Here is an 11378-nt window from a genome sequence, read left to right on the forward strand (position 1 = left end):
GGGGGGGGGGGGGGGGCGCTCCGCTACTGGAAGAGGGACGGCGCCAGGCGACAGACGAGGCGCGTCCCGTCCCAGAGCTCGGCGGCGTGCTCGGCCAGGCGCGAGAGCGCGAGCCCGATGGCCTCGTCGTCGCCGCCGGCCGCGAGCGGCTCGCTGCTCACGGGATCGCCGTCCGGGCCGATCACGATCAGCCGGTAGCACGGCCCCGCGTGCCTCCGGCGCTCCCCTTCGGCCATGCCCGGCGGTCCCTCCCCGCCGGATCGGACGTCCAGCGGCGCCGAGCAGACCACGGCTCCTTGGCCGGCTCCTTAATCTCCATCAAGAACGGCCCCGCTTCGGCCTGCGCCGCGGCATTCAGCCGCCTTCGAGGCGCCGCGCCGGCCGCAGATGCAGGTAGGCCGGATCGAAGCCGCAGAAGGCGCGCAGCGCCGCCACGTCCGGCACCTCGAAGCGGCGCCCGCGCACGGTCAGAAGCCCCCGCCCGCGCAGGTCCTGGAGGACGCGGTTGATGTGGACGTTGGTGAGCCCGAGGATGTCGCCGAGCTCGGTCTGGGTCAGCGGGATCTCGCAGGCCCGCTCCTCCGCCCGGCCGACCACCTGAAAGCGCAGGAGCAGCTCGCAGACGAGATGCGCCACCCGGCGATCGGCCGGGCGCTGGCCCATGTTGACGAGCCACTCCCGCAGCACGCTCTCGTCGACGAGGGTCGCCCACCACAGGGCGCGGGCGATGCGGGAATGGCTGAGCGTCAGCGCGTCCACGATCCGCTGCGGGACCTCCGCGATGGTGCTCGGGGCGAGGGCGGCGATGCTGTGGTCCATCTCGCCGAGGATCACCGACTGGAGGTCGCAGAAATCGCCGGGCAGGAGCAGGCCGATGATCTGGCGGCGCCCCTCCGGCAGCAGCTTGTAGCGGGCGAGCACCCCGTCGAGGACGAGGTGGACGTCGGCTCCCGAATCCCCCTCCCGCACCACGTCCTGGTCGGCCGGGATCCGGCGGATCGGCGTGCAGAGGTCGCGCAGCACCGGCTCGTCCTCCTCCCGCAGCTGGCCGCTGCGCCGGAGCTTCAGGATCAGCGGGTTGCTCTCCGAAACCATGATCGGGGCGGCATCGGCCGGGGCCGGAAGCGTCGGGGTGTCGGACATCGCGATCGGCGGAGCTCTTCGGGTTCGAGGGCGGAGCTAGCGCCCGCGCGGGAACCGGCAACGCCCTCGACCATCCGCTCGGCCAGCCCCGCTTGCGCCGGCCCCGCTTGACCTGGCTCCCGCGAGGGGCTTCGCTGCGCCGCAACCATCGGCCCGCCGCGCCAGGAGTGCACCCGGACCTCATGTCGAGCAGCAAGCCCCGCGACCTCTCCCGCTTCGGCCCCGGCACCCGCCTCGTCCATGCCGGCCGGGACCCGGCGAGCCAGCACGGCTTCGTCAACACGCCGATCTACCGCGGCTCGACGGTGCTGTTCCCGAGCTACGACGATCTCCAGCATCGGCGCGCCCGCTACAGCTACGGCACCGTCGGCACGCCGACCGTCGACGCGCTGACCGAGGCCTGGAGCGAGATCGCGGGGGCCGCGGGCACCGTCGCGACCCCCTCCGGGCTCGCCGCGCTCAGCGTCGCGCTGATGGCGAGCGTGAGCGCGGGCGACCACCTCCTCGTCACCGATTCCGCCTACCGGCCGACCCGCCAGTTCTGCGACGGCGTGCTCGCCCGCTACGGCGTCGAGATCACCTACTACGATCCCCTGGCCGGGGCCGGCATCGCGGCGCTGATGCGGGAGAACACCCGCGCGGTGCTCGTCGAGGCGCCGGGCTCGCAGAGCTTCGAGATGCAGGACGTGCCCGCGATCGCCGAGGCCGTGCATGCGCGGGGCGCCGAGAACGGCAAGGGCGCGACGGTGATCATGGACAACACCTGGGCGACGCCGCTGCTGTTTCCGCCCCACGAGCGGGGCGTCGACATCGCGGTCGAGGCCGGCACCAAGTACCTGTCCGGGGGCTCCGACCTGCTCCTCGGCCTGACCTCGGCCAACAAGGCGCACTGGCCGGCGCTGCGGCGCACCTACGACCATTTCGCCATGTGCCCCGGCCCCGAGGACGTGTTCCTGGCGCTCCGCGGCCTGCGCACCATGGCGCTCAGGCTCTCCGAGCACGGGCGGCGGGGCCTCGAGATGGCCCGCTGGCTACAGGCCCGGCCGGAGGTGCTGCGGGTGCTCCATCCGGGCCTTCCCGACGACCCGGGCCACGCGATCTTCACCCGCGACTTCGCGGGGGCCTCGGGGCTCTTCGGGGTGATCCTGAAGCCGGTGCCGGAGCGGGCGGTGGCGGCGATGCTCGACGGCCTCGAGCTCTTCGGGATGGGCTTCTCCTGGGGCGGCTTCGAGAGCCTCGTCATCCCCTTCGACTGCACGGTCTACCGCACCGCCACGCGCTGGGCGCCGGGGGGCCCCGCCTTGCGCTTCCACATCGGGCTGGAGGAGCCTGAGGACCTCAAGGCCGATCTCGAGGCCGGGTTCGCGCGGCTGCGCGAGGCGACCTGACCGCGCCCGTCAGAAGTCGACGCTCGCCGAGAGCAGCACCGTGCGCGGCGCGCCCTGGCTGAGGACGCCCCGGCCCGTCGAGGCCCAGTAATTGTTGCCGGTGACGTTGAGGACGTTGGCGCGCAGCGTCAGCGGCCGGTCGTGGACCGTGGTGGCGTAGCGCAGGCCTAGGTCGAGGGTCGCCCAGTCCGGGATCTTCTGGGCGTTGGCGAGGTCGTAGTACTGCGCCGCCGTGTAGATCACCCGGCCGGTGAGGCTGAGGCCGGGGGCGAGCCAGGGCGGCAGGTCGTACTCGGCGTAGAGGTTCACCTGGGCGTCGGGCACGCCCACCGCCGTCCGACCGAGGTTGCGCGGATCCTGGGCGCGCACCTGCACCCCGTCGAGCAGGCTGACGCCGCCGAGCAGGCGGATGCCGGGCACCGGCTCGCCGAACACGGTCAGCTCGACGCCGCTGTTGCGCTGGCGCCCGTCCACGGAGAACACGTTGGCGGCGTTCAGGAAGCCGAAGGGCTGCTCGATCTCAAAGGCGGCGAAGCCGACGCCGACCGTGCCGAAGTCGTACTTCGCTCCGACCTCGGTCTGCCGGGAGACCGCCGCGGGGAAGGCGGCGGTGGCGTTGACGGCGTTCACCGGCGGGGCCGGCGAGGTCAGGCCCTCGATGTAGTTGGCGTAGAGCGAGAGGCGCTCCACCGGCTTCACGACGAGGCCGAGGCCCGGCGAGAAGGCGCCGCTCTCGCTCGTGCCGGTGCGGAAGCCCGTGACGGGATTGTACGCGTTGACGTCGAGGCCCTGCCAGCGGCCGCCGAGCGTGAGCAGCACCCGGTCGTCGAGGATCGACAGGGTGTCGGCGATGGCGATGCTGCGGTTGATGCGGCTCGAGGTACGCGGCGTCGCGTTCGAGAGGCCGATGGTCGAGCGCGGGGCCACGGTGGCCGGATCGTAGAGGTTCGAGACGATGGTCGCGCCGACGGTCTGGGCCGGCGGCTGGGCGAGGTTCTGCCAGAAGCCGACCGCGGCGAGGCCGAAGCTGTGCTTGACCGGGCCGGTCTGGAGGGTGCCCCGCAGGCCCGCCTCCGCGGTGTCGTTGACGATGTGGAACGGCAGGTAGCTGATCGGGTCGCGGTAGTCGCCCCGCGCGTTGAAGATCGTCAGAACGCCGCCGAAATACTCCTGGCGGAAATTGGAGCGGCCATAGGCGCCGTAGACCGTGAGGTCCGGGGTCAAGTCGTACTCGACCCGGGTGGCGAGCTGCTGGCTGGCGCTGTCGCGGTACTCCCAGGGCTGGTGCTGATTCAGGGTCAGGTCGGGGGCGCGCGGGATGCGCACGCCCGCGGCGACGCTGCGGTTGCGCAGGGGCGAGGTGAAGTCGAGCTCCTGATGGCCGAGATCGAGGCTCGCCCGGAAGCGCTCGCCCCGGTAGTCGAGGGCGAGCGCCGCGACGCCGAAATGGACGCTCTGGTTGTCGATCGGCGTGCGGCCGTTGTTGAAGGCGCCGTTGAAGCGGATGCCCCATTCCTTGGCTTCGCCGAAGCGCCGGCTGACGTCGATCGCCTTGTAGACCTGCGCGTCGGAGCCGTAGCCGAGGGTGACGCGGGTCAAGGGCTCGTCGAGGGCGCGCTTCGGGATCAGGTTGATGAGGCCGCCGATGTTGCCGAAGGGCGGGACGCCCGAGAGCAGGGTCGAGGGGCCGCGCAGCACCTCGACGCGCTCGATCGGCTCGATCGCCGGGTTGAAGTTGTCGGCCACCCCGAACAGGCCGTTGAAGGCCATGTCCTGGGCGAAGACCGGGAAGCCGCGCACGAAGAAGCCGAGGATGCCGGAGAAGGCCGGCACGTTGGTGCGGACCGAGGGGTCGTTGTTGACCACGTCCTGGACGTTGCGCGCCTGCTGATTGCGGATCAGCGTCTCGGTGTAGCTCGTCGCGCTGAACGGCTGGTCGAACAGGTTGCGGTTGCCGAGGAGGCCGAGCCGCGAGCCCGAGCCGACGACGCCTCCGGGATAGGCCGGCGGGGGCGGTCCGACGACGCCGTTGCGCGGGGCGGCCGCCGCTCCGGCGCCCTCGACGCTGAGCTGGTCGAGCACCACAGCCTCTTGAGCGTCCTGGCGGGCACCCTGGGCACCGGCCGCGCCGGGCTGGAGGCCGACCGCCGCCAGCCCCGCGAGCAGGGCCGTACCGCGCGTCGCCCGCCGTCCCGTCCTCGTCGCCCGCGCCATGTCCTGCCCCTCGCTCGGGGCCGGTTATGCGATGTCCGAAAGTCGACGCAAGACAATGTGATGCGGCCGATCACGCGATCGAGCGTAAGCTTCGGCCATGTTGCCGAAGATCAACGCTATAGATTTGTAATAGTTCAAATCTATAGTTTATATAGGGACCGCCCGATCTTGGCGGATCGGTGTCACGCTTCGGGCGGTGCCGGTCCGGCGGGCTTGCGCCGCTCGCGGAAGATCAGGGCGAGGTTGCGCAGGTAGATCGCCGTCGACAGGCCCTGGCCGAAGATGATGATCGGCTCCCGGCGCACGAGACCGTAGGCGAGCGTCATCAGGCCGCCGGCGATCGACAGGAACCAGAAGGAGAGCGGCATCACGCTCCTGCCCGCCCGCTCGCTCGCCAGCCATTGCAGGATGAAGCGCGAGCCGAACACGAGCTGGGCGAGGATGCCGAACACCAGCCAGAAGTCGAAGCGCGTCACGAACACGTCGTAGACGTAGTCGCGCAGGTGGTCGGCGATCTCGATCAGCATCGCTCAGCCCTCCCCTCACTCGATCTCGGAGACCGCGGGCGACGCGCGCTTGCGGCGGATCAGCCACCAGACCCCGGCGAGGTCGAGGATGCCGACCCAGAGCCGGTCGAACAGCCCGTAGTTCGAGACGCCGGTGTGGCGGGGCCGGTCGACCACGTCCCGGTGCACGACCCGGTAGCCCTCGCGCACGGTGAGCGCCGGCATGAAGCGGTGCAGGGCGTCGAAATAGGGCAGCCGCAGGTAGACGTCCCGGCGGAAGAGCTTCAGCCCGCAGCCGGTGTCGCGGGTGCCGTCCCGGAGGATGCGTCCGCGCACGCCGTTGGCGATGCGCGATTGCAGGCCCTTCAGGCGCCCGTCCTTGCGGCCGGTGCGCTGGCCCTGGGCAAGGCCGGCGCCGGGGCCGCCCTCCTCCAGCGCCGCGTAGAGAACGGGGATGAAGGCTGGATCGTTCTGGCCGTCGCCGTCGAGGGTGGCGACGACCGGCGCGCGGGCGGCGCGAACGCCGCTGCGCACCGCCGCCGACTGGCCGGCGCTGCGCGCATGACGCAGCACCCGGAGCCAGGGCCTACCGGCACGCGCCGTCTCCAGCGCCGCCGGGGTGGCGTCGGTGGAGCCGTCGTCGACGTAGATCACCTCGAAGGGCGAGAGCCCGGCGCAGGCGGCCTCGATCTCGGCGACGAGGCCCGCGATGTTGCCGGCCTCGTTCTTCACCGGCACCACAACGGTGAGGCGCGGGAGTTGCGGATCGCTCATCGTCCAGGCGCCTCCGGGATCGTCGCGTAGGCCCGGAAGGAGAGCGGGCGGCCGCCGTTGATGTTGAAGCCCGAGACGGTGCCGACCTCTCGGGGCCCCGCGCCCGCCGCCTGCGCCGCCGCATCGTAGCCCACCTGGAAGCGGCTCTCGACGAAGACGAGGCGGCAGCCGCCCCCGCGCAGGAAGGCCACCGCCTCAGGCCCGTCGTTGAGCATGGCGAGATCCGTGCCGACGAGGAAGACGAGGCTCGGCTCCCGGTAGCCGAGGCTCGCGACGAGCGGATCCCGGCAGGGCAGCGCGTCGCGGAGCGCGGCGAGCCGCGGCGAGACCTTGAGGGCGGGCAGATGCGCCTGCGTCAGCCCGAACACGGCGCCGGGCACGAGGAGGGCCGCCAGCACCGCCAGGGTCATCGCCCGCTCGGCCGCGCCAGTGGAGAGGCTCCGCCAGGAGAGAACGGCCACCGCCGAGGCCGCGAGCAGCAGCACAGGCCCGGCGACGGGCAGCGCCCCGTCGAGTCTCCAGGCGGCGACGGCGAGACCGATGGCGAGACCCGCGGGGATCGCCGGCACCAGCAGCGCCACCCATCGGGCGCCCCGGCGCTGCGGGGTCAGGGCGCCCTCGCGCAGGGCCAGCACCGCGAGGATCGCCACCGCCGGCATCAGGGGCAGCACGTAGTGGGGGAGCTTCGTCGGCACGAGCTCGAGGATGATCCAGGCGGGCACGATCCAGGCAAGGAGGAAGGCGACGGGGTCGCTCCGCCGCGCCCGCCAGGCGAAGGGGACGGAGAGAGCCGCGAAGGCGGCGCCCGGCCAGAACGTCCCGAAGAAGGCGGCGAGATAGGCGCCCGGCGGCGCGAAGTGCTTCTCGGCCCCGCCGCCGACCTTGCCCATCATGTCCTTGCCCACGGCCTCCGCGAAGAAGGCGCCGCCGCTCTTCCAGGCGATGGCGAGGAACCAGGGCGCCACCACGGCGACCACCAGGGCGAGGCCGGGAAGCGGCCGGGCGGGTCTCAGCCAGCGCCAGTCCCGCGCGTGGAGGCACAGCGCCAGCGCGGGAAGTCCGGCGAAGAACGGCACCATCGGCCCCTTCACCAGGATGCCGAGGGCCATGCCGCCCCAGAGGGCGAGGCGGCCGCCATGCCCGAGGGGGTCGGCCTCACCCCGGCGGAGCCAGAGCCGGGCGAGCGCGCCGAGGGTGGCGGTGGTGCAGGCGCAGAGCAGCGCGTCGGTCTTGGCGAGGCGGGCCTCCGCCGAGAGCATCAGACAGGCGCCGAACAGGGCAGCGGCCAGCAGCGCCCCGCGGCGGCCGAGGAAGGCGAGCGCCGTCCAGTAGGCCAGCAGCACCGCCGCGCTCGCGCCGATCAGCGAGGGGATGCGGTAGAGCGCGATGGTGCGCCGCGCCTGCGGGACGCCGAGCGCCTCGCCCGCCGAGACCGCGAGCGCCTGCGCCCAGTAGATGCCCACCGGCTTCTTGTGCCGGGCCTCCCCCTGGAAGCGGATGTCGACGAGGTCGCCCGTCTCGAGCATCTGCTTCGTGGCCTGGGCGAAGCGGGGCTCGTCCCGGTCCATCGGCTGGAGGGAGGCGAAGCCCGGCAGGAAGCAGACGAGGCAGAGAAGGAGAAGGCTCGCGCAGGCCCGGAGGTGGCTCGCCGAGAGCGCCGCGAGGGCGCGCTCCGGGGCGCCGCCCGCCGATCCCGTGGCGGGGTCCGCAAGCGACGTCACCGCGGGTCCGGGGCAGGTGCGGCGGGGATGGCGGGTGCGGCGCTCATGAAGAGGTCTCGTCTCGCAAGCGCCCGCGACAGGCCGTCGCCCGCCCCCGCCGCGACGCCGGGCCGTGTCGATGATCCGACCGGGATTGTCAAATGACGGGCGCCCTCCGATCCCGCGCTTGCCGCGGGCGCCGGCGGCTTCCATCCTGAGGGCGTCCGAAACGGGAGGTGCGCGTGAGCGTCAGGATCGGCCTGCTGCTGTTCCCGCAGGTGCAGCAGCTCGACCTCACCGGGCCCTACGAGGTCTTCGCGATGATCCCCGGCGCGAGCGTCGCGCTCGTCGCGGCCGGGCCCGATCCGGTGGCGAGCAGCACCGGGCTGCGGCTGAGCCCGACCACGACCTATGCCGGCTGCCCGCCCCTCGACGTGGTCTGCGTGCCCGGCGGAGCGGGGATCAACGCGCTCCTGACCGACGCCCCGACCCTCGACTTCCTGCGCGCCCGGGCGCCGGGTGCCCGCTTCGTGACCTCGGTCTGCACGGGTGCGCTGGTGCTCGGCGCGGCGGGTCTCCTGAGGGGCAAGCGGGCGACGACCCACTGGGCCGCCCTCGACCTGCTCTCCGCCTTCGGGGCGGTGCCCGTGCGCGAGCGGGTGGTGCGCGACGGCAACCTCGTCACCGGCGGCGGCGTCACCGCGGGCATCGACTTCGCCCTGACGCTCGCCGCCGAGATCGCCGGGCGGCCGCTCGCCGAGAGCCTCCAGCTCAACCTCGAATACGCGCCCGCCCCGCCCTTCGCCTCGGGCGATCCGGAGACCGCGCCGCCGGAGGTGCTGGCGCTGACGCGGGCGCGCCTCGCGGGAAGCCGCCGGGCGCGGGAGGCGATCGTCGCGGAGATCGGCGAAGCCCCCGTCGCGCCGGCCGACTGGGCGAGGCCGGAGCCGGGATCCTGAGCGCCGCGAAGCGATACCGCCGCCCGCGAAAAATGCTCTAAGCTCCCCAAAAGGATGGAGGGAGCGACGATGGGCGGCACGATCTACGACCGGGATCTCGACAAGAACCCGGCGAACTATCAGCCCCTCACCCCCCTCTCCTATCTCGACCGGGCGGCGCGCACCTATCCGGACCGGACGGCGATCATCCACGGGCGCCTGCGCCGCAGCTACCGCGAGTTCTACGCCCGCTCCCGCGCGCTGGCCTCGGCGCTCCGCCGCCGGGGGATCGTCCGAGGGGACACCGTGGCGGTGCTCCTCGCCAACACCCCCGAGATGCTCGAGTGCCACTACGGCGTGCCGATGACGCGGGGCGTGCTCAACACCCTCAACACCCGCCTCGACGCGGAGGCGCTGGCCTTCTGCCTCGACCATGGCGAGGCGAAGGTGCTGATCGTCGACCGGGAGTTCTCCAGAACCGCCCGCGCCGCCCTCGACAAGGCGTCCGTCCAACCCCTCGTCATCGACGTGGACGACCCCGAATACACGGGCCCCGGCGAGCGGATCGGCAGCCTCGACTACGAATCCCTCCTCGCAGACGGCGATGCCGACGAGGACTGGCTGATGCCGGAGGACGAGTGGGACGCGATCTCGCTCAACTACACCTCGGGCACCACCGGCGACCCGAAGGGCGTCGTCTACCACCACCGCGGCGCGGCGCTGCTGGCGCTCGGCAACGTGGTGACGGGAGCCATGGGCCACCACCCGGTCTATCTCTGGACCTTGCCGATGTTCCACTGCAACGGCTGGTGCTTCACCTGGTCCCTGTCGGTGGCGGCGGGCACCCATGTCTGCCTGCGGCAGGTCAGGGCGCCGGCCATGTATGCGGCGCTCAGTGAGCATCGCGTGACGCATCTCTGCGGGGCGCCGATCGTGATGTCGCTCCTCATCAACGCGCCGGAAGAGGAGCGGCGCCCCCTGCCCCGGCGCGTCGCGTTCTTCACCGCCGCCGCCCCGCCGCCGGAGGCGGTGCTCGCCGGCATGGGCGAGGTGGGCTTTGCCGTCACCCATCTCTACGGTCTCACGGAGACCTACGGCCCGGCGGTCGTCAACGCCTGGCACGAGGAGTGGGACGCGCTCCCGCCCGACCAGCGCACCGCGAAGAAGGCCCGCCAGGGCGTGCGCTACACGGTGCTCGAGGGCTTCGACGTGCGCGATCCCGAGACCGGGGAGAGCGTGCCCGCCGACGGCGCCACCATGGGCGAGGCGATGTTTCGCGGCAACGTGGTGATGCGCGGCTACCTCAAGAACCCGAAGGCGACGCAGGCCGCCTTCAGGGGCGGCTGGTTCCGCTCCGGCGATCTCGGGGTGAAGCACGCGGACGGCTACGTGCAGCTCAAGGACCGCTCGAAGGACATCATCATCTCCGGCGGCGAGAACATCTCCTCGATCGAGGTCGAGGACGCGCTGTTCAAGCACCCGGCCGTCGCCGCCGCCGCGGTGGTGGCCAAGCCCGACGAGCGCTGGGGCGAGACGCCGTGCGCCTTCGTGGAGCTGAAGCCTGGCGCCGAGGTCGAGCCGGACGTGCTCACCGCCTGGTGCCGGGAGCGGCTCGCCGGCTACAAGCTGCCCCGCCACATCGTGTTCGGCGAATTGCCCAAGACCTCGACCGGCAAGGTGCAGAAGTACCTCCTGCGCGAGCGGGCCCGGGCGCTGTGAGCCCGGCCCGCCCGGCTCCGCTCCGGACGCCCACGCGCTCCCTGGATCGCCGCACGCCGCCGCTCGCGGCCGCCCTCCTCCTGCTCGGCGCCGCGCCGGCAACCGCCGAGCCCTTCGTCCGCCGGGCCGCCGTCGACCCGGCGCGGCTCGCCGCCTGCGCCTTCGCCACGCTCGACCGGGCCCATCCGGGTGCGGTGCGGATGAGCGATCCCCGCGCCGCCGCCATCCGCATCACCGCCCGCGACACGGGCCTGTTCGGCCCCGCCCCGGCTCCCTGGCTCGACATGGACATCCGCCGGGCGGGGCGCGGCGCCGAGGTGATCATCCGGACGGAACCCGCCTTCCTTGGCGAGGACCGGAGCCCGCAGCGGGCCTGGCGCACCATCGACGGCTGCCTTCCGGCCGGGCCGTGACGGCCCGCGGCCGCGAGCGGCGGCGTGACGGCGGACTCGGGACGGAGACCGCCGAACCTGAGCGCGGATCCGTCCTCTCCGATACCCCCCTGGCCCGGATTCCATGGGCAAGCCACGCCTCTCGGGAGAGGCGGGTCGTGCTCGCAGCGGCCTGCGCGGGGCCCCGAGCGCGTGATCCGCACATGATGGCGTGGGGCCGGGCGTTCCGATCGCCCTACGGCGGCGTTCCCCTCGCGCCCGAAAGCGGGCCGCTCCGGCAGCGGCGGGGCCATCACACATCGGAGATCGGGGCGGCCCCGAAGACCGGGGCGGCGACCATCGTCGAGAGCGTCGATGCCCTCGTGGACCGCGGCGGCCCCACTGAACCTTCCGAGACTCGACGGCACGTCCCGCCGGAAGCGGCCGATCCCGCCATCGGGCTCGCCGTGACGAGAGCGCATCCGTCGCCGCCTAGCCGCGGGAGGACCTCGCCTCAGGCCTCGCCCTCGGCCAGCGCGTAGACGGCGTCCCCGAGGCGGCGCAGGGGGCCGCCGGCACCGGAACGCTTCCACAACCGGGTGTTGAGGGCCGCCACGGGGTCGCG

General features: G+C 72.9%; 10 protein-coding genes. 4 read left to right on the forward strand and 6 right to left on the reverse strand.

What is annotated here, in order from left to right; genetic code table 11:
- Window positions 1-23: 23 nt before the first annotated feature.
- Window positions 24-236 carry a hypothetical protein gene (locus MFF04_RS10050; RefSeq protein WP_238275512.1) on the reverse strand — a complete coding sequence of 71 codons (213 nt, stop codon included), beginning with the start codon at window positions 234-236 and terminating at the stop codon, window positions 24-26.
- 118 nt (window positions 237-354) lie between these two features.
- The gene (locus MFF04_RS10055) at window positions 355-1143 is read right to left on the reverse strand and encodes a Crp/Fnr family transcriptional regulator (RefSeq protein ID WP_238275513.1); all 789 of its coding nucleotides are present in this window, start codon (window positions 1141-1143) and stop codon (window positions 355-357) included.
- Between the two features lie 182 nt (window positions 1144-1325).
- Here MFF04_RS10055 and metC point away from each other — a divergent pair, with 182 nt between their 5' ends.
- A complete protein-coding gene (metC, locus tag MFF04_RS10060) occupies window positions 1326-2531 on the forward strand; it encodes a cystathionine beta-lyase (RefSeq protein ID WP_238275515.1) in 1206 nt (401 codons plus the stop codon).
- 9 nt (window positions 2532-2540) lie between these two features.
- Here metC and MFF04_RS10065 read toward each other — a convergent pair whose 3' ends face one another.
- From MFF04_RS10065 to MFF04_RS10080, 4 genes are all read right to left on the reverse strand, one after another.
- A complete protein-coding gene (locus tag MFF04_RS10065) occupies window positions 2541-4745 on the reverse strand; it encodes a TonB-dependent receptor (RefSeq protein WP_238275517.1) in 2205 nt (734 codons plus the stop codon).
- Window positions 4746-4927: 182 nt separating this feature from the next.
- On the reverse strand, window positions 4928-5272 hold the full coding sequence (locus MFF04_RS10070; RefSeq protein WP_238275519.1) for a lipid-A-disaccharide synthase N-terminal domain-containing protein: 345 nt from the start codon (window positions 5270-5272) through the stop codon (window positions 4928-4930).
- 15 nt (window positions 5273-5287) lie between these two features.
- Window positions 5288-6025: a glycosyltransferase family 2 protein gene (locus tag MFF04_RS10075; RefSeq protein ID WP_238275521.1), complete on the reverse strand. Its 738-nt coding sequence runs from the start codon at window positions 6023-6025 to the stop codon at window positions 5288-5290.
- Window positions 6022-7746, reverse strand: coding sequence for an ArnT family glycosyltransferase (locus MFF04_RS10080; protein ID WP_238275523.1), 1725 nt, complete (start codon window positions 7744-7746; stop codon window positions 6022-6024). The genes MFF04_RS10075 and MFF04_RS10080 overlap by 4 nt, the downstream gene beginning before the upstream one ends.
- A gap of 221 nt (window positions 7747-7967) precedes the next feature.
- On the opposite strand from MFF04_RS10080, the gene MFF04_RS10085 reads away from it, so the two are divergent.
- The 3 genes from MFF04_RS10085 (at window position 7968) to MFF04_RS10095 (ending at window position 10795) form a co-directional block, all read left to right on the forward strand.
- Window positions 7968-8684: a DJ-1/PfpI family protein gene (locus tag MFF04_RS10085; RefSeq protein ID WP_238275525.1), complete on the forward strand. Its 717-nt coding sequence runs from the start codon at window positions 7968-7970 to the stop codon at window positions 8682-8684.
- Between the two features lie 69 nt (window positions 8685-8753).
- Complete coding sequence (locus tag MFF04_RS10090; protein WP_238275527.1) at window positions 8754-10382, forward strand: acyl-CoA synthetase; 1629 nt, start codon at window positions 8754-8756, stop codon at window positions 10380-10382.
- Window positions 10379-10795 (forward strand): hypothetical protein, encoded by a 417-nt coding sequence (locus tag MFF04_RS10095; protein WP_238275529.1) that lies wholly within the window; start codon window positions 10379-10381, stop codon window positions 10793-10795. The genes MFF04_RS10090 and MFF04_RS10095 overlap by 4 nt, the downstream gene beginning before the upstream one ends.
- The last annotated feature ends 583 nt before the right edge of the window (window positions 10796-11378 follow it).

This window comes from Methylobacterium jeotgali, from assembly GCF_022179345.1.
GTDB lineage: Bacteria > Pseudomonadota > Alphaproteobacteria > Rhizobiales > Beijerinckiaceae > Methylobacterium > Methylobacterium jeotgali.

Excerpts from the sequence above, each read along its gene's own strand:
- metC (WP_238275515.1), top strand. The coding sequence starts at position 1,326 with ATGTCGAGCAGCAAGCCCCGCGACCTCTCCCGCTTCGGCCCCGGCACC.
- MFF04_RS10090 (WP_238275527.1), top strand. The coding sequence starts at position 8,754 with ATGGGCGGCACGATCTACGACCGGGATCTCGACAAGAACCCGGCGAAC.
- MFF04_RS10065 (WP_238275517.1), bottom strand. The coding sequence starts at position 4,745 with ATGGCGCGGGCGACGAGGACGGGACGGCGGGCGACGCGCGGTACGGCC.
- MFF04_RS10070 (WP_238275519.1), bottom strand. The coding sequence starts at position 5,272 with ATGCTGATCGAGATCGCCGACCACCTGCGCGACTACGTCTACGACGTG.
- MFF04_RS10055 (WP_238275513.1), bottom strand. The coding sequence starts at position 1,143 with ATGTCCGACACCCCGACGCTTCCGGCCCCGGCCGATGCCGCCCCGATC.
- MFF04_RS10050 (WP_238275512.1), bottom strand. The coding sequence starts at position 236 with ATGGCCGAAGGGGAGCGCCGGAGGCACGCGGGGCCGTGCTACCGGCTG.
- MFF04_RS10075 (WP_238275521.1), bottom strand. The coding sequence starts at position 6,025 with ATGAGCGATCCGCAACTCCCGCGCCTCACCGTTGTGGTGCCGGTGAAG.